We start from the raw sequence: 18,028 nt of genomic DNA on the forward strand, positions 1-18,028 counted from the left end.
GGTGAGGGCTAATAATCAGTGGGGAATGAACAAAACCCCTACTGATTAAAGTTTCACTTTATACGTAAAAATATAAATTAATATGTAATAAATATCGAAAATTTGACTATTTTATGAACAAAACATTTGTACTTCTTATCAATTCGGTCTAAAATAGTTATGATGCAAAGTTCTTATAAATCGTTTCAATTGTTGTTTGGAAGATACTGAGGTGATTTAACTGGAGTACAAATCTATTAAACCGAAAAAAATTTACGAAGAAGTATCTGAAGCTATTTTAACAATGATTAAAAATGGTACGTTAAAACCTGGTGACAAACTACTCCCTGTGCATCAATTAGCTGAGCAGTTTCAAGTTGGCAGATCTGCTGTTCGTGAAGCGCTAAGTGCGCTAAGAGCGATGGGCTTAATTGAGATGAAACAAGGAGAAGGTACATATGTGAAGAACTTCGATTCTTCTTCATTAACAAAATCATTAAACAATAGATTATTAATGAAGAAAGAGGATATTTTGAATTTATTAGAAGTACGAAAGGTGCTTGAAGTGGGGGCAGTTCGAGTAGCGGCGGCAAAACGTACGGAAGATAATTTACAAAATATGAAACATTGGTTAGATGAAATGGCAAAGAGCATTGGAGATGAAAAGGCTGGCGAAAAAGCCGATTTTCAATTTCATATGGGAATTGCAGAGTCTTCGCATAATAACATTTTGCTTGAACTCATGAATCATGTTTCAGAGATGATTGCTGAAACGATTGGTGAATCAAGACGCATTATTTTATATGGTGAACAAACGACATCAGAACGACTTATAGAAGAGCATCAAGTTATATATGATGCGGTGTTAAAACAAGATGTAGAATTAGCGCAGCAAGCAATGCTAGATCATTTAACAAATGTAGAACATATTGTCACAGGTAAAAACGATATAAATTCGTAATTTAATCTTTTAAAAATTTAATTTTCTGATAAAATAGAGAAAGATTAAGTAAGCGTTTTCTTTAGAGGAGGGAGAGGATAGGCTATGGTTGAGCCTATTTCTTCTCTACTCAGTCATCTGATGACCATATGTTTGTTGGTGAAGTTGTAAAAAGGGGGAGTAATAGTTATGAAAGTTACTTTATTTGTTACTTGTTTAGTCGATATGTTTGAAACAAATGTCGGCAAAGCAACAGTTGAAGTGTTGGAGCGTTTAGGTTGTGAAATTGAATTTCCAGAAGCACAAGTTTGTTGTGGTCAGCCTGCTTATAATAGCGGCCATGTAGAAGCAGCAAAAGAAGCGATGAAACATATGATTGAAACTTTTGAAGATGCAGAATATATTGTTACACCATCTGGCTCGTGTGCGACAATGTTTCATGAGTATCCGCATGTTTTCAAAGATGATCCAAAGTGGGCTAAACGTGCACAAAAAGTTGCTGATAAAACTTATGAATTTACACAGTTTATTGTAGATGTTTTAAAAGTTACAGATGTTGGTGCAAGTTTATCAGGGATAGCTACTATTCATAAATCATGTCATATGACACGCCTGCTTGGAGTAAAAGAAGCACCAGGGATTTTATTATCAAATGTAAAAGGATTAACTGTGAGAGATTTGCCAAACGTGCAAAATTGTTGTGGGTTTGGGGGAACGTTTTCAGTTAAGATGACTCCAATCTCTGAGCAAATGGTAGATGAAAAAGTAGATAGTGTAATGGAAACAGGTGCAGATTATTTAATCGGTGCAGATTGTGGGTGTTTGTTAAACATTGGCGGACGTATTGAGCGTTTAGGAAAAGAAGTAAAAGTAATGCATATTGCTGAGGTACTGAATAGTCGCTCATGAAGGGGGAACATAAGCTATGTCTATGAAAATCAGTGAGAAAAAATTTAATGATCGCGTTGGTGATGGAATTCAAGATTCGTTTATGCGCGGAGCAGTATCTTCTGCACAAACGCGTTTATATACGAATCGCTTAAAAGCCGCAGATGAATTAGGAAACTGGGAAGAGTGGCGTGAACTAGGTGAACAAATCCGTCAACATACGTTAGAAAATCTTGATTATTATTTAATGCAGTTAAGTGAAAATGTATCAAAAAGAGGCGGACACGTGTACTTTGCGAAGACGAAAGAGGAAGCAGCAAAGTATATTCAAGACGTCGCCAAAAAGAAACAAGCGAAAAAAGTAGTAAAATCAAAGTCGATGGTAACAGAAGAAATCAGTATGAACCATGCGCTTGAAGAGATTGGCTGTGAAGTGTTAGAGAGTGATTTAGGAGAGTATATCTTGCAAGTAGATAACGATCCACCTTCACATATTATTGCACCTGCACTTCATAAAAATAGAACGCAAATTCGCGATGTATTTAAAGAAAAGCTAGGCTATGAAAATTCTGATGACCCGTATGAAATGACAAAGTTTGTTCGTAAACAACTTCGTGAGAAATTTATGGATGCAGAAATTGGTGTAACTGGTTGTAACTTTGCTGTTGCAAATACGGGCTCTCTTTGTTTAGTAACGAATGAAGGTAATGCAGATCTTGTTATGTCAATTCCGAAAACACAAATTGCAGTAATGGGTATGGAACGTATGGTTCCGACAATGGAAGAATTAGATGTTTTAGTTGGTTTATTATGTCGTAGTGCAGTAGGTCAAAAATTAACAAGTTATGTAACAGTAGCAGGACCAATTCAAGAAGAGGAAGTTGATGGACCTGAAGAATTCCATTTAGTTGTTGTTGATAATGGTCGCTCTCAAATTCTTGGATCTGAATTCCGTTCAGTATTACAATGTATTCGTTGCGCTGCTTGTGTAAATGTATGTCCTGTATATCGTCACGTTGGTGGACATTCATATGGATCGATTTATTCAGGACCAATCGGCGCGGTATTAACACCGCTTCTAGGTGGATATGATGATTACAAAGAGCTTCCTTATGCATCTAGTTTATGCGGAGCATGTACAGAAGCTTGTCCAGTAAAAATTCCATTGCATGATTTATTATTAAAACATCGTCAAGTCATCGTTGAGCAAGAAGGGCGTGCACCACTTGCAGAAAAACTAGCGATGAAAATGTTTAGTATGGGTGCTTCTTCAGCTGCTTTATATAAAATGGGTTCAAAAATGGCACCAGCAGCAATGAGTCCATTTACATCTGGTAATCGTGTATCAAAAGGTGTTGGACCACTTAAAAACTGGACGGATATTCGTGAATTCCCAGCTCCAAGTAAAGAACGATTCCGTGATTGGTATAAAGATCATAAGAAAGGCGGGGATAAATAATGGCAGGATTAATTCAAAACCGTGATGCCTTTCTAGATAATATTGCAAAAGAACTTGGGCGTGCGCGTAAAACGGAAGGTGTAGAACGCCCAGTATGGAAAAGTAATGTGAATGTAGAAACGTTAAAAGATTATTCACAAGAAGAATTACTAGAAGTGTTTAAAAATCAATGTACAAACATTCATACAACTGTAGTAGAAACGACAAATGACCGTTTAGGTGAAGACCTTCAAAAAGTAATCATGGAAAACGGCGGGGGACCTATTTTATTATCAGCAGATGAGCGTTTTGATGCATATGGTTTAACATCTTTATTTAAAGAAGAACTTCCAAAGCGAGACGTTGAAGTAAACGTATGGGATCCAGAGAGAAAAGATGAAAATATGCGTTTAGCTGAAAAAGCGAATATTGGTATTGCATTTAGTGATTATACATTAGCTGAATCCGGAACAATTGTCGTACAAAGTCATAAAGGACAAGGACGTTCTTTACACTTTTTACCGACTGTATATTTTGCTATTATTCCACGTGAAACACTTGTGCCTCGTATTACACAAGCAGTTAAAGATATGAACTCACGTGTAGAAAATGGAGAGACAGCGGCATCTTGTATTAACTTTATTACAGGACCAAGTAATTCGGCTGACATTGAAATGAATCTTGTTGTCGGAGTACACGGACCATTAAAAGCAGTATATTTCATCGTATAAAAGAGGGGAAAGCAGGCCAGAAAATGGCCTGCTTTTTTAGTAGAATAAAGGATAATATGAAGTAGAAGTTCTCTCCTTTTTTTGCTATGTTCTTTTGGAAAGGAGAGGAAGGGATGTTCACTTATTTATATGCACTGTTAGCAGGGATGGTGTTTGGTTCTTTTTTTATGTTAGTTGCGATGAGGGTTCCATTAGGGGAGTCTATCATTAACCCGCGTTCACATTGTCATTATTGTAAATATGTGCTAAGGCCAAAAGAACTAATCCCCATCATTTCATTTTATATACAAAGAGGCTGTTGTACGAATTGTAAGAGGAAAATTCCGATTATGTATGTAGCATTTGAATGTATAACAGGAAGTATATTTCTTCTTACCGTGTATATGATTGGAATAGAACGAGAGCTTATTATCATTTTATCCCTTTTTTCGCTACTTCTTATTATTTCACTTACAGATTACTTATATATGTTAATTCCTGATTGTATTTTAATTTCGTTTGCCGTTTTACTCATTCTCGAAAGTGTTTTTGTACAATTAGTTACTTGGACAGATAGTATAGTTGGTAGTGGTGTTATATTCATTTTGTTATATTGCATGCAAAAGATATATCCAGAAGGGCTTGGCGGTGGAGATATAAAACTACTTTCGTTGCTTGGGTTTATAGTAGGAGTGAAGGGAGTTTTTATCATTTTATTTTTAGCCTCTTGTTTTAGTCTTTGTTTTTTCGGGATTGGGATCGTATTAAAACGTATAGAAGTACGAAAGCCCATTCCATTTGGTCCTTTTATTAGCCTTGGGGCAATATGTTATGTATTGGTCGCATATTCAAAGTAGAGAGGGAATAGAAAATGAACGTATATATGGATGATCAAAGAAGTTGTCCGTTCGGGTATGTGCCGGCAACTACAGTAGAATGTGCCTTACAAATGGTTCGGGATTATGGTGTGAATATTCTTTCCCTTGATTTTAATATGGGATGGGGAGAAAAAAGTGGACTAGATTTTGTAGAAGCCTTTCGTACAGAGGGGTTATATGTAAATGAAATTCACCTTCATACGAATGATATCATGCGGTATGCATAAGATGAAACAAAGAATGGATAAGGGAAAGGAAGAAGGAGAAATTAATCCTCACCTTGTTGTTAAATATGTGGGAAGCTAAAAACTCCAAAGTAAAACTTTGGAGTTTTTAATGTTTCATATGTGCTTGTAAAGGAATAATCTCTTCTTGCTGAGCTGCTGCGATTTCAGTTTCTTCCTGTTGAACGTCAGGTGTTTTCTTAGTTAAGTAGTGGTATACCATACCGACAAATACTGATCCACCAATAATGTTACCGATTGTAACAGGAATTAAGTTATGAATAGCACCTGAAAAAGAAATTGTCTCAGGATGCGGTGAAACTAAAGATAAAGCAAAGAGTGATAAGTTTGCAATGCTATGTTCGTAACCAGATAAGAAGAATGTGAAAACAAGTAGCATCATGACCATTATTTTTGCTGTGTCACCTTTAACCTGAGAAGGTAAGAAGCAAGCAAGACATACGAGCCAGTTACATAAAATGGCTTTAAAGAATAACTGCATTGTAGGTGTGTTCATCTTTCCTTCAACGACTTTACTCATTAAGTGACCGTGATCAATTGCTTCAAAAATTCCAGTTGCGTAAAATAGTAAGGCAAAGAATAACGCGCCACCTAAGTTACCTGCGTAACAAGCAACCCAGTTACGAAGTGTATCAGAAATCGTTGTTTCCTTTCTTAAAGTTGCTACAGTAAAGTACATTGTGTTTCCAGTAAACAATTCAGCACCGCCATATATAATAAGTACGAGAGCAATCCCGAAAAACATAGAAGCAGCTAAGTAAGTTGCTGGTGAATCTGCAATGTGAAAAAAGTTACCTAATTTAAAACATAGTACAATAATAAAACCGATATAAATACCCGCAAGTGCAGCACGAATGAAATATTGCATTGGGTTTGTATCTAGCATTTTCTTTTTGCTTTTAGCCAGTTTGACAACATAATCTAGTCCTTGTTCTAGCATGAGTAATACGCTCCTTTAGTAAATCTTCTATAAATACTCCTTATATGAATAAAGTACATGGAATTGTTCTCACTTTCAATAAGTTTGTGCAATGTTTCACAAAAAGGACATACATATATTAAGAAAACGTTTACAAAAAATAGTATAATGGAATTTTTCTGGATATTGAGAGGAAGAAAGCAAAAAGAAAAAGCACTGTAATTACAGCGCTTTTTCGTCTAAATTCTTTTCTACTTTTACTTCTACTTCTTTTGAGAAGAACCAACCACCAACTGCGATTCCGACTAATACAATCCAGAATGTAAGCTTCCACGGAGTGGATTCTGGGAATGAATGTGGAATTACATTTAATGCAGGGTGTGCTAATGTATAAACTGCTAGCTTTACACCAACCCAACCTACAATTAAGAATGCTGCAGTTTCAAGTCCTGGTTTACGTTTTAAGATTTGTACGAAAGCAGTTGCTGCAAATCGCATAATGATTAATCCGATAAGTCCACCCACAAAGATAACAACGAATTGCCCAGTATCAAGACTACCAATTGTACCTAATCCTGTTTTTGGTAAAGTCATTGCTAGTGCAACAGCAGCTAAAATTGAATCAACTGCGAAGGCGATATCAGCAACCTCAACTTTAAATACAGTCCACCAAAAGTTCTCTTGTTTTTTCTTTGCTTCTTTTTCTTCTGTTTCTTCATCCGTATTCTTTTTAACATACGTTTTAAATAAGTGATTACCAGCGATAAACATAAGGTAGATGGCACCAATTGCTTGCACTTGCCATACATCGACTAAGAACGAAATCATAAATAACGATCCGAATCGGAAAACAAATGCCCCTGCTAATCCATAAAATAGTGCTTTCTTTCGTTTTTCTTCTGGTAAATGTTTTACCATAATTGCAAGAACAAGAGCGTTATCAGCCGCTAAAATCCCTTCAAGTGCAATTAGGATGAGTAATACCCAACCATACTCCAATAATAATGATACATCCATGTACATTCTCCTCTCATTTCTATAAGTTCTAAATAAGTGAAGAATTTCCCCACTATTTAGTTTCCCCATACTCCTGCCTATTAACTTTGGGAGAATCTGGAAATGAATACAAAAAAGACCTCTGCCGTTAATAGGCAAAGGTCTTGCTAGACATATGTAATGAAAATGCCAACAAAGCCGGAAGAACTAAGTTCTACGTAATGACGACTTTGTTTCCAAGAAATTTTCTTGGACGCTACTCCCCTTTGGAGATATGCTATTGTATTCTCATTATATGGATAATTTCTACGGTTGTCAACCTGTTAAAATATCTTCATTCGGATATTTTATTTTCCGGTTCTTTTTACGAGCAAATGAAAAAGCCAATGTTAAAGGACCCATTTTCCCAAAAAACATCATAAAGATAATAATAGCTTTTCCGATTATAGTTAAGTGGGGTGTTAAGTTCATACTGAGGCCAACAGTCCCAAATGCTGAAAATACTTCGAAAGCACTCATCAATAGAGGAACTCGCTCAGTAATACTCAAAATTAAAATAGCAAAAAAGATAAATGAAATGGAAATAATAGTAATGGTTAATGATTTGACAATGAGAGTATCTTTAATGGATTTTTTAAATACGACAATATCCTCTTGTTCTTGTAAAAATTTAAATACGCCAAAAAATATGATTAAAAATGTTGTTAACTTAATCCCACCACCCGTTGAAGCGCTACCAGCACCAATAAACATAAGGAGCATCATTAATAGGAGGGAAGGTTTTGACAATGTAGAAATATCAACTGTATTAAATCCGGCAGTTCGCGTTGAAATTACTTGAAAATAAGAGGCCATTCCTTCTTCAAATGGGGTAAAACCTCTCATAGAAAGGGAGTTATGGAACTCGAATATAAAAATAAAAAGGGTAGCAATAATGTTGACGATTAGAGTAGAAGAAAGCATAAGTTTTGAATGTAGTGTAAGGTTTTTAAAGTTTTTCTTTCTTTTTATGTCTACGATTACTGTAAAACCAATTCCACCTAAAATGATGAGAGAGGAAATGACGAAATTGACAAGAATGCTATGAGAATGGGACATTAAATTATCGCTCCACACAGAAAAACCAGCATTGTTAAAGGCTGAGATTGAATGGAAAAAACTATAATAGATCCCTTTGGTAACCCCATATTTTGGTACCCACTCAAAAGAAAGAATTAAGGTAGCGATACATTCGACTGTAAAAGAGAATAAAAATAACGATTTGGCAAGACGGATGACGCCGCCGATATTCGTTTGATTTAATGCTTGTTGTAATAAAATACGGTTTTGAAGACCGATTTTTCTTCCGAGCATAATCGCAATTAAGACAGCAAAGCTCATAATGCCAAGCCCGCCAACTTGTATAAGCGTTAAAATGACACATTGTCCAAATAAAGTAAACATTTTTCCGGTATCTACAACACCAAGCCCAGTAACAGTACAAGCGGAAACGGTTGTAAATAAGGCATCGAGCCATGAAATGGACGTTGTCGTAGCAATGGGCAGTTTTAATAAGCATGTGCCGCCAACTGATAATAGAAGAAAAGATAAAGTAAGAACGCGGGGAGGGCTCATGCTAATATTAATCCGTTTCATTTCACATATCGCTCCTTTCATTTTGCTTTGATTAGTATGTGAAAAAGCACTATTATGTATGTTGAAAATAGAAAGAGGCAGAGAATATCTGCCTCTAAGCCATATGTTATATTATTATCCACGTAATTGTTGTTGAGCTAAAGCAACAAGACGTTTTGTTACTTCGCCGCCAACTGAACCGTTAGAACGAGATGCTGTATTAGATCCTAAGCTTACACCAAATTCTTGTGCAATCTCATATTTAAATTGTTCAAGCGCTTGCTCTGCACCTGGAACTAATAATTTGTTTGTTTTTACCATGTTGATACACATCCTTATGAGTAGTCCAGTTCAGCTAAGTTCTTATCTAAACTGGTAACGTTATTTTATGTGGAAATGACGTAGTCATACGCGGAAGTAATCGGTGCGATTAGAAGTTCTTGGATAGAAAAAAGAGTAGCAAATTTGCTACTCTTTTTTTAGTATTGTCGCCGTTCCTTCCACGACAATATCATCTGATTGATTATATATGTTTGTTTGCAACGTAATGATTTTTTTATCGTCACGCTTCTTAATAACCTCTGCCACAACACGAAGTGTATCACCGATTTTGACAGGGGCACGGAATGAAACATTTTGGGATAAATAAATCGTATTTTTGCCCGGGAGTTTCGTTCCAAGGATGGTAGAAATAAAACTCGAAACGAGCATACCGTGAGCAATACGTTCTTTAAACATTGTTGTTTTTGCAAAAGAATCTAAAATATGAATAGGATTCACATCTCCAGTCAATTTTGCAAAATTGATAACATCTTCATCCGTAATTGTTTTTGTAAGGGATGCTTGATCACCGACTTGAATCTCATCATAACGAAGCTCTGGAACAGTTTGTGCTTCTTGAAATGGATTCATTTTGTCCTCCTTCTTTTCCATATCGAAAAATGCTAGCCATCTTGATGTAGTAGGAGGAAGAAAGAGTTTTGTTTGTGCTGCAGTTAGCTCCCACATTTTTCTTACTTGATGGAAGTAAATAGATTTTTTGAATTTTCCTCGAACTTTTTTGCGAGTTCCAACTGTTTTGACTTGAACTCTTCCAAAAAACCCTCTAACTGTTTTTGAGCCTCTTCACGTTGTAATTGTTGTTGCTCAATAAATTGTTTTGTTGTTTCTTCAAATTGACCGCTTGTTTGTGTAAGGATTGACAAAGATGTTTTTGTAGGAGAAACAGTAAGTTGCTGCATATGAGCAGAAAGTTCCTTCCACTTGTCTTGCCACTCGTTAATTTGATCATTTAAGGAGTTTCCAGTTAATTGTTTCACGTAATCTGTATATTGGTTATTGAACTGAGCAGTGAGTTGTTGTAGTTCTTTTTCTAGTTCATCTACTCCTGATGTTAATTTATGCAAAGCGTCTTGTTGTTGTTTTAATGTTTCTAAAGTAAGTTGCTCTAATTGTTTCCCAGCTGAAGAGAAAAGGGAAAGTGATTGAGACCAGTTTTTCCAAAATGCATCGACTAATTCGTATGGTTTAGTTTCCATTGTTTGACCCCCAAATGTTTTTTTGCATATTGTGAACGCAGATTACTCTGCTGTACCACCAGGTGAAGATGAAGAATCCTTTTCATCCTTTTCTGGAGAAGTAGAAAATGGAAAGAATGCATTGGTGTATAACGTGAAAAACGTTCGCAACATATTTTGATAATGTTCAAAAGAAGTCGCACATGTTGTTAAATATTGCTCTCCATATTCAGTTAAAGAATAAATTCTTTTTGCCGGCCCTCCATCGCTTGTATCCCAAGTAGAAGAAATAAGGTTTTCTTTTTCTAATTTGCGTAGTGTTCTATAAACATTACCTTGGTCAACAGAAGAAAAGCCGATATCCATTAGCATTTGAATAAGTTTGTAACCATGAAGACTCCAGTCTTTTAGACAGAGAAGTAAGAAGGGAACTAAGAAGTTTTTTGGCATGGAGTTTGGTTGTTTCGCTTGGTTGTTCTCCAAACTTTCGCGTTGTTCTGGTTCATTTTGTAGCATGATTGTGCATCACCTCATGAATCAGTTAGATGGAATTTTTTGCTTATAAGTGCAATTTACACCTATCTGTTTTTAAAGTCAACACATTTGTTAGAAAATAGAAAAAATAAAATATAGACTTGAAGTTTTATTCAGAATATTAGAAAATAGTGAATAGGTTGAATTGTTTCAAAAACGAAAAAGGGAGTGTAGGTAAAGTGATTGATCAAAAATTCGATCCACTACAAGCATGGAAAAATGCTTATGAACAAACCGAAACATTTTGGGGAAAAGCGCTCAATGAAACAATTAAAACAGAAGAATATTCTGCTTGGATGGGCAGCGTTCTAGATTTGAATTTGTTTTATCAAAAAGCATTAAATGATACGACAAAAAACTATTTAGAACAAGTAAATGTGCCGACGAAAGAGGATATCGCAAGAGTGGCTACGCTTGTTATTAACTTAGAAAATAAAGTAGATAACATTGAGGAGTTTCTAGAGGAGAAAGTAGATTCTTTAGGACAAGCTCCTACATTAAAGCGTGATGTGACGAAAGTGAAACAAGATATTCGTACGCTTGAAACAAAAGTAGATCAAATTTTAGAATTGCTAGAAAAGCAAAATGCAGTACTAGCTAAACTACAAGTACCTGTAAAAGAAGAGATAAAGCCTGCGAATAAGCCGGAAAATAAAAAATGATAAAAGCGCTTGTTTATAACAGGTAAAAGAGAGAGGGAGAATCTCTTTCACGTGTAAACAGCGAAACATAATTATATAGGGACTCTACAGTATGAGTACCAAAATGATTCATAACAATCGTTCACAAATTCATTTAAGGGGGAAAAGAAATGGTTCAATTAAATGGCAAAGTAGCAATCGTAACAGGTGGAGCAAAAGGGATTGGAAAAGCAATTACAGTAGCATTAGCACAAGAGGGAGCGAAAGTAGTTATTAACTATAATAGCAGTAAAGAAGCAGCTGAAAATTTAGTAAATGAACTAGGAAAAGACGGACATGACGTTTATGCAGTGCAAGCGGATGTTTCTAAAGTAGAAGATGCAAACCGACTTGTAGAAGAAGCTGTGAATCATTTTGGTAAAGTTGATATTCTTGTTAATAATGCTGGTATTACAAGAGATCGTACATTCAAAAAGTTAAATCGTGAAGATTGGGAGCGCGTAATTGACGTGAATTTAAGTAGCGTATTTAATACGACAAGCGCGGTTCTTCCATACATAACGGAAGCGGAAGAAGGAAGAATTATTAGCATTTCTTCTATTATTGGCCAAGCAGGTGGATTTGGCCAAACAAACTACTCAGCAGCAAAAGCGGGTATGTTAGGATTTACAAAATCATTAGCATTAGAACTTGCAAAAACAAATGTCACTGTAAATGCAATTTGTCCTGGATTTATTGATACTGAAATGGTAGCAGAAGTACCAGAAGAAGTACGTCAAAAAATCGTTGCAAAAATCCCGAAAAAACGTTTTGGTCAAGCTGATGAAATTGCAAAAGGTGTAGTATACCTATGCCGTGACGGTGCGTATATCACAGGTCAGCAATTAAACATTAACGGCGGATTATATATGTAATGAAGTAAGAAAAAAGTGCATATCCATAGCAGGAATGCACTTCTTTTTTTTAGAAGGAAATCGACCAAAAAGGAGATAGGAAAATGACTACATTCGCAACAGAATGGGAAAAGCAATTAGAGCTATACCCAGAAGAGTACCGAAAAGCATACCGCCGAGTGAAAAGGGCGAGTGAAATTTTATTACGTGAACCAGAGCCGCAAGTAGGATTAACGCCGAAAGAGGTTATTTGGACGAAGAATAAGACGAAGCTTTATCGCTACATTCCAAAACAAGAAAAAACACAAAGAGTGCCAATTCTGTTAATATATGCTCTTATTAATAAACCATATATTATGGATTTAACTCCTGGAAATAGTTTAGTGGAATATCTAGTGGATCGTGGTTTTGATGTGTATATGCTTGATTGGGGCACATTTGGTTTAGAAGATAGTCATTTGAAATTTGATGATTTCGTGTTTGATTATATTGCAAGAGCAGTAAAAAAAGTAATGCGAACTGCAAAAGCGGACGAGATTTCTTTACTTGGTTATTGCATGGGTGGAACGCTAACTTCCATTTATGCAGCACTTCATCCGCACATGCCAATTCGTAATTTAATTTTCATGACAAGTCCTTTTGATTTCTCTGAAACAGGATTGTATGGTCCTTTATTAGATGAGAAATACTTCAATTTAGATAAAGCGGTTGATACATTTGGAAATATCCCGCCAGAAATGATTGATTTCGGAAACAAAATGTTAAAACCAATTACGAACTTTGTTGGTCCATATGTTGCTTTAGTAGATCGTTCAGAGAATGAGCGCTTCGTCGAAAGCTGGAGATTGGTTCAAAAGTGGGTTGGTGATGGTATTCCGTTCCCAGGTGAATCATACAGACAGTGGATTCGTGATTTTTATCAAAATAATAAACTGGTTAAGGGTGAACTTGTTATTCGCGGACAAAAGGTAGACCTTGCAAATATTAAGGCGAATGTCTTAAATATTTCCGGGAAACGTGATCATATCGCTTTGCCATGTCAAGTAGAAGCATTACTAGACCATATTTCTAGCACAGATAAACAATATGTATGTTTACCGACAGGGCATATGTCTATTGTTTACGGTGGAACAGCTGTAAAACAAACATATCCGACGATTGGAAATTGGCTTGAAGAGCGTTCTAATTAAAAATAAAAAATCCAACTAGCCTATGTTAGTTGGATTTTTTTATGGAAAATAACAAAACATAGAAAGGAGAAATTTATATTTTAGGAGTATGATTATGAAACTTATGACCGGTAAGTTGTTTTGGAATACAGGAGTTTCTGTACCTTGTTATCCACCGTTAGAATGTGATATGATATGTGATGTACTTGTAGTCGGAAGTGGCGAAGCAGGTGCTCATATAGCGCATTCGTTAGCGAAAATTGGCATGAGTGTTACACTTATTGAAAAAAGAGCAATTGCGTGTGGTAGCACAGCTGCTAATACAGGTTTACTACAATTTCTTCATGATAAATCGTTAACCTCTCTTATTCATACATTTGGTAAAGAAAAAGGGCTACGAGCATATAAGCTTTGTTATGAAGCGCTAAGAACAATGGAAGAGGTTATACCGACTCTTGATATTGATCCCCATTTTATTCTGCGAAATAGTTTATATTATGCAAGTAAAAGTGAGGATGTCTCATTTTTACAAGAGGAATATAATACGTTACAGAATTATGGATTTCCAGTTGAATATTTTACAGAAGCTGATATTAAGAAACGTTATTCTTTTGCAAAACAAGCAGCGTTATATACGCAAGGTGATGCTGAGGTGAATCCGTATTTACTAGCGCATAGTTTTTTGCATAAAGCAAATCAAATGGGAGCCAATATATATGAACATACAGAGGCAATACATATAAAAAAACACCAAAATGATTTAATTTGTTACACGAAAACAGGAAATCAAATTGTAGCAAAGAATATTATTATGGCGACAGGTTATGAAGCGCTTTTTGGAAAGAAAGAAAAGAATACAACAGTAGAAACTTCTTATGCAATTGTAACAAATGAAATAGATCAGTTTGAAGGCTGGCATGAGCGATCGTTAATTTGGGAAACGGCACGGCCCTACTTATATTTTCGAACGTATCGAAACCGCATTATTGTAGGCGGATTAGATGAAGCGATGCAAATTCAAACAATCGGTGATACGAAATTATTGCATAAGCGTGATATCCTTATTAATATTGTAAAAGAACTGTTCCCGCAGTATAAAAATATACAGGCAGACTACTATTGGGCAGCCGCATTTGGTGGTACTCATGATGGTCTCCCCATTTTAAAAGAAGACGAAAAGATACATAATTTGTTTTACGCATTGCCGTATGGAGGTAATGGAACTGTATATGGAATGGTCTTTGCCAAATTATTTGAGCAGTTATTTACAAATAAAGAAAGTAAAGATTTTTCTTTATTTAATCGATAGAAAAAAGGTAGCGAAGTGATGGAATGAGAGATATAAAAAAGTTTTTACAAAAATTACGTCCTGTACAACTCATTGTTTTGTTTTATTTATTAGCGGTAGTTGTATCGGTAATATTGCTTAGTTTACCGTTTGTTACGAAGCCTAGTGTGAAATGGACATTTATAGATGCCCTTTTTACATCGGTTAGTGCGGTAAGTGTTACGGGACTGTCTGTTATTACGATTTCAGATACGTTTACTACAGCAGGAATTATTGTTTTAGCCCTTATTTTACAATTAGGCGGCTTAGGAATTATGGCGCTTGGTACATTTGTTTGGATCATTACGGGGAAAAAGATTGGTTTGCAAAGAAGAAGATTAATTATGGCAGACCATAATCAAGGAAATTTATCGGGGCTTGTAGAATTGATGCGTTCTATTTTAATTGTAATTATTTCGATAGAACTTATTGGAGCAATCCTATTAGGTACAAGATTTTTACTTTATTTTCCGACTTGGCAAGAAGCTTATTTTCACGGTTTCTTTGCAGCGGTTAGTGCGACTACGAACGGCGGATTTGATTTAACAGGACAATCATTAATTCCGTATAAAAAAGATTATATTGTTCAAATGATTCATATGTTACTAATTATTTTAGGAGCGATTGGTTTCCCAGTGCTAATGGAAGTGAAACAATTCTTTAGTAAAAGGGGACAACAATTATTTCGTTTTTCATTATTTACAAAATTGACGACAACAACATTTTTTGCACTCGTTGTTGTTGGTACAATTATGATTTTTTTACTGGAGAGAAATCATTTTTTAGTAGGAAAGTCATGGCATGAAACTGTATTTTATACATTATTCCAATCTGTGACGACGCGAAGTGGTGGACTTGCTACGATGGATATACGTGAATTGTCACAACCGACGCTTTTATTTATGAGTATATTAATGTTTATAGGGGCATCTCCAAGTTCGGTTGGGGGCGGAATACGTACAACAACATTTGCTGTTAGTATATTGTCACTATACACCTTTGCAAGGGGCGGTAGAACAGTTAGAGTCTTCAAACGTCAGTTACATGAAGAGGATGTACTGAAAGCATCTGTCGTTATGACGATGGGGATTTTGTTATGTGCTACTGCGCTATTCATTTTATCTATTACGGAAAATGTACCGCTTATGAGCTTAATTGTTGAAGTTTGTTCTGCTTTCGGAACGACGGGACTATCAACAGGTGTTACGCCTGATTTAACAACTGTTGGGAAACTTGTACTCATTGTGCTTATGTTTATCGGACGCGTTGGTATTTTAACATTTATTTTAGCTAGTGGTGGAAGGGAACAACCACCTCGCTATAAATACCCGAAAGAACGGATTATTATTGGATAGTAAAAAACCATTCTACCTACGTTAGGTAGAATGGTTTTTTAGTCGTTAATGCCAAATTGTGGATGCATAAAAGTTTCATTTTTATTATCTGATTCGTTTTTTAGCAACTCTTGATTTTCTTCTGAAATCCACCCAATATCATTTGTAGGATGGATCCACTCATCACCAGCCATAATGGCAGGATCTACTTCATCACTCCAATTGTTAAGTGGACTGTTCTCGGAATTATATTTACTGTCTCCAATTACAACATCATATTGATTCACAAAAGGTTGTTGCATCGTTTTTCCTGTTCCTTTAAAAGATGGAAAATGCATTTGATGCGGGAGCGTTTCGTCTAAAGTTGGTGATTGAATCTTTTCTTTTTTCTTCAAAATCATCGCTCCTTTTTATAATGATTTCTTCATACGTAGTATTTCCATCGAATGCCTCTTATGTACTTGTTAACACTTGCCAGTAATAATTATTTTAAATTGTTTCAAACTAGAGTAGAAAGTGATTTCTTGAGAGCAGGTGAATGTATTGGTAAAAAGAAAAGTGAAACAAAATGCGGCAATCAATAATAATAAAACTCCGAAAGAAAGCTTACCAGATGCAGAATTTGCATTAGAGTATGAAGGAGAAAATAGCGCAAAGTATGCTAATCGTAATTCAAAAAAAGGGAAACAAAAATGAGGCGTTTTTTACAAACGCCTCATTTTTTTGTGGGATTATAAAGGTTTTTTTAATTATTTGTAAATTTAGTGTTTTTTATTAGCAGAAAAATGCGAAAAAACATAGAAGTAGCAACGTATTACACAAAAACAAACAACAAATAAAAGATTAATGTTGGTTTAATACTGCTTTTACACTAGTTGTTTATATTTGAGTTGTACATAAGATTTGTAAAAGGAGAGAGAAACAGTGAAAAAAACAATCTTTAAAGCTGTAGCGACTGGAATGGTATTTTCGTTATTAATGGGGTGTGGTGCAAAGAAGGAAGAAAGTGCTGGAGCGAAAGTGAAAGATGACAAATTATCTGGATCATTAACTGTTTACACAGCAATTGAAGAAGAGCTTGTACCAATTTATCTTGATTCCTTTAAAAAGAAATATCCTGATGTGAAATTAAACATTGTACGTGATTCAACAGGAGTTATTACTGCGAAATTGCTAGCTGAAGGGAAAAATACACAAGCAGATGTTGTATGGGGAACTGCGGCATCAAGTCTATTAGCTTTAGATAAAAAAGATATGTTAAAAGGATACTCTCCAAAAGGAGCAGATCGTGTTCTTCCGCAATTTAAAGATGATAAGCAACCTGAAAAATGGGTAGGAAATACTGCATTTATGACGGGGATTGCTGTAAATAAAGAAGAGTTAAAGAAGAAAAATTTACCGATGCCAGAATCATATGAAGATTTAACGAAACCAGAGTATAAAGGAACACTTGTTATGCCACATCCAGCATCATCTGGAACAGGATTTTTAACAGTTTCTGCATGGCTACAAATCATGGGTGAAGATAAAGGCTGGGATTACATGAAGAAACTTCATGATAATATGGCAAGTTATACGCATTCAGGATCAAAACCAGCAAAATTAGCAGGAGCAGGTGAATATCCAGTCGGTGTATCAATGGTTTATAGTGCTTTAAAAGAGAAACAAAAAGGTGCCCCAGTTGAAGTTGTACTGCCGAAAGAAGGATTAGGATGGGAAGTAGAAGCGAACGCACTTATTAAGAAAGATAATGCGAAAAATGATAAATTAGCGCAAGCATTTTTAGATTGGGCAATTACTGATGATGTAATGAAGTTATACTTTGAGAAAAATGGATTTGCGACAATTAAAAATGACTATAAACTTCCAGAGGGATTCCCGAAAGATGTTACTGAAAAATTATATAAAAAGAATGACTTTAAATGGGCAGCAGAAAATCGTGACAAAATTTTAGAAAAATGGGAAAAAGAGTTTGGCCAAAAAGCAGAACCGAAAAAGTAAGTGAG

At 35.5% G+C, this 18,028-nt stretch carries 20 protein-coding genes, 1 pseudogene and 1 riboswitch; of the genes and pseudogenes, 13 read left to right on the top strand and 8 right to left on the bottom strand.

Going from position 1 to position 18,028, the window contains the following annotated elements; genetic code table 11:
• Positions 1-250: 250 nt before the first annotated feature.
• The 6 genes and pseudogenes from MHI26_RS06765 to MHI26_RS06790 all read left to right on the top strand — a co-directional run bounded on the left by MHI26_RS06765 (position 251) and on the right by MHI26_RS06790 (position 5,139).
• Positions 251-940 carry a FadR/GntR family transcriptional regulator gene (locus MHI26_RS06765; RefSeq protein WP_254904515.1) on the top strand — a complete coding sequence of 230 codons (690 nt, stop codon included), beginning with the start codon at positions 251-253 and terminating at the stop codon, positions 938-940.
• Between the two features lie 168 nt (positions 941-1,108).
• The gene (locus tag MHI26_RS06770; RefSeq protein ID WP_000869151.1) at positions 1,109-1,828 is read left to right on the top strand and encodes a (Fe-S)-binding protein; all 720 of its coding nucleotides are present in this window, start codon (positions 1,109-1,111) and stop codon (positions 1,826-1,828) included.
• Positions 1,829-1,844: 16 nt separating this feature from the next.
• On the top strand, positions 1,845-3,266 hold the full coding sequence (locus MHI26_RS06775; RefSeq protein ID WP_000061930.1) for a LutB/LldF family L-lactate oxidation iron-sulfur protein: 1,422 nt from the start codon (positions 1,845-1,847) through the stop codon (positions 3,264-3,266).
• On the top strand, positions 3,266-3,976 hold the full coding sequence (locus tag MHI26_RS06780) for a LutC/YkgG family protein (protein WP_000907753.1): 711 nt from the start codon (positions 3,266-3,268) through the stop codon (positions 3,974-3,976). Before MHI26_RS06775 ends, MHI26_RS06780 begins: the two co-directional genes overlap by 1 nt.
• A gap of 113 nt (positions 3,977-4,089) precedes the next feature.
• The gene (locus MHI26_RS06785) at positions 4,090-4,812 is read left to right on the top strand and encodes a prepilin peptidase (protein ID WP_061668014.1); all 723 of its coding nucleotides are present in this window, start codon (positions 4,090-4,092) and stop codon (positions 4,810-4,812) included.
• Positions 4,813-4,826: 14 nt separating this feature from the next.
• Positions 4,827-5,139: pseudogene (locus tag MHI26_RS06790) on the top strand (cyclic-phosphate processing receiver domain-containing protein).
• 27 nt (positions 5,140-5,166) lie between these two features.
• On the opposite strand, the gene MHI26_RS06795 reads toward MHI26_RS06790, so the two are convergent.
• The 7 genes from MHI26_RS06795 to phaQ all read right to left on the bottom strand — a co-directional run bounded on the left by MHI26_RS06795 (position 5,167) and on the right by phaQ (position 10,640).
• Positions 5,167-6,018, bottom strand: coding sequence for a formate/nitrite transporter family protein (locus tag MHI26_RS06795; protein ID WP_000893035.1), 852 nt, complete (start codon positions 6,016-6,018; stop codon positions 5,167-5,169).
• A 201-nt stretch (positions 6,019-6,219) separates the two neighbouring features.
• Complete coding sequence (locus MHI26_RS06800) at positions 6,220-7,014, bottom strand: TerC family protein (RefSeq protein ID WP_000383326.1); 795 nt, start codon at positions 7,012-7,014, stop codon at positions 6,220-6,222.
• Between the two features lie 82 nt (positions 7,015-7,096).
• Positions 7,097-7,270, bottom strand: a riboswitch (yybP-ykoY riboswitch).
• Between the two features lie 38 nt (positions 7,271-7,308).
• A complete protein-coding gene (locus MHI26_RS06805; RefSeq protein WP_000822357.1) occupies positions 7,309-8,628 on the bottom strand; it encodes a TrkH family potassium uptake protein in 1,320 nt (439 codons plus the stop codon).
• Between the two features lie 114 nt (positions 8,629-8,742).
• Positions 8,743-8,928 (bottom strand): alpha/beta-type small acid-soluble spore protein, encoded by a 186-nt coding sequence (locus MHI26_RS06810; RefSeq protein WP_000241212.1) that lies wholly within the window; start codon positions 8,926-8,928, stop codon positions 8,743-8,745.
• 147 nt (positions 8,929-9,075) lie between these two features.
• Positions 9,076-9,519, bottom strand: a complete 444-nt coding sequence (locus MHI26_RS06815) for a MaoC family dehydratase (RefSeq protein ID WP_001067916.1) — start codon at positions 9,517-9,519, stop codon at positions 9,076-9,078.
• A 101-nt stretch (positions 9,520-9,620) separates the two neighbouring features.
• Positions 9,621-10,145 carry a polyhydroxyalkanoic acid inclusion protein PhaP gene (gene phaP, locus MHI26_RS06820; protein WP_000448596.1) on the bottom strand — a complete coding sequence of 175 codons (525 nt, stop codon included), beginning with the start codon at positions 10,143-10,145 and terminating at the stop codon, positions 9,621-9,623.
• 42 nt (positions 10,146-10,187) lie between these two features.
• Entirely contained in the window at positions 10,188-10,640 is a 453-nt protein-coding gene (gene phaQ, locus MHI26_RS06825) for a poly-beta-hydroxybutyrate-responsive repressor (protein ID WP_000939954.1), read from the bottom strand.
• A 197-nt stretch (positions 10,641-10,837) separates the two neighbouring features.
• On the opposite strand from phaQ, the gene phaR reads away from it, so the two are divergent.
• The 5 genes from phaR to MHI26_RS06850 all read left to right on the top strand — a co-directional run bounded on the left by phaR (position 10,838) and on the right by MHI26_RS06850 (position 16,043).
• Positions 10,838-11,320 (top strand): polyhydroxyalkanoic acid synthase subunit PhaR, encoded by a 483-nt coding sequence (phaR, locus tag MHI26_RS06830; RefSeq protein ID WP_000566941.1) that lies wholly within the window; start codon positions 10,838-10,840, stop codon positions 11,318-11,320.
• Positions 11,321-11,469: 149 nt separating this feature from the next.
• Positions 11,470-12,213, top strand: coding sequence for an acetoacetyl-CoA reductase (locus MHI26_RS06835; RefSeq protein ID WP_000250407.1), 744 nt, complete (start codon positions 11,470-11,472; stop codon positions 12,211-12,213).
• A gap of 83 nt (positions 12,214-12,296) precedes the next feature.
• Positions 12,297-13,382: a class III poly(R)-hydroxyalkanoic acid synthase subunit PhaC gene (gene phaC, locus MHI26_RS06840; protein WP_061668013.1), complete on the top strand. Its 1,086-nt coding sequence runs from the start codon at positions 12,297-12,299 to the stop codon at positions 13,380-13,382.
• A gap of 94 nt (positions 13,383-13,476) precedes the next feature.
• Positions 13,477-14,670 (top strand): NAD(P)/FAD-dependent oxidoreductase, encoded by a 1,194-nt coding sequence (locus tag MHI26_RS06845; RefSeq protein WP_061668012.1) that lies wholly within the window; start codon positions 13,477-13,479, stop codon positions 14,668-14,670.
• Between the two features lie 23 nt (positions 14,671-14,693).
• A complete protein-coding gene (locus MHI26_RS06850; protein WP_061668011.1) occupies positions 14,694-16,043 on the top strand; it encodes a TrkH family potassium uptake protein in 1,350 nt (449 codons plus the stop codon).
• Positions 16,044-16,081: 38 nt separating this feature from the next.
• Here MHI26_RS06850 and MHI26_RS06855 read toward each other — a convergent pair whose 3' ends face one another.
• Positions 16,082-16,417, bottom strand: coding sequence for a DUF3905 domain-containing protein (locus MHI26_RS06855; RefSeq protein ID WP_000726029.1), 336 nt, complete (start codon positions 16,415-16,417; stop codon positions 16,082-16,084).
• 148 nt (positions 16,418-16,565) lie between these two features.
• Here MHI26_RS06855 and MHI26_RS06860 point away from each other — a divergent pair, with 148 nt between their 5' ends.
• Positions 16,566-16,718: a hypothetical protein gene (locus MHI26_RS06860; protein WP_000240799.1), complete on the top strand. Its 153-nt coding sequence runs from the start codon at positions 16,566-16,568 to the stop codon at positions 16,716-16,718.
• Positions 16,719-16,946: 228 nt separating this feature from the next.
• Positions 16,947-18,023, top strand: a complete 1,077-nt coding sequence (locus tag MHI26_RS06865; protein ID WP_000750893.1) for a putative 2-aminoethylphosphonate ABC transporter substrate-binding protein — start codon at positions 16,947-16,949, stop codon at positions 18,021-18,023.
• The last annotated feature ends 5 nt before the right edge of the window (positions 18,024-18,028 follow it).

It is taken from the genome of Bacillus sp. FSL K6-1218, assembly GCF_038006445.1.
In the GTDB taxonomy this organism is placed as follows: domain Bacteria; phylum Bacillota; class Bacilli; order Bacillales; family Bacillaceae_G; genus Bacillus_A; species Bacillus_A thuringiensis_S.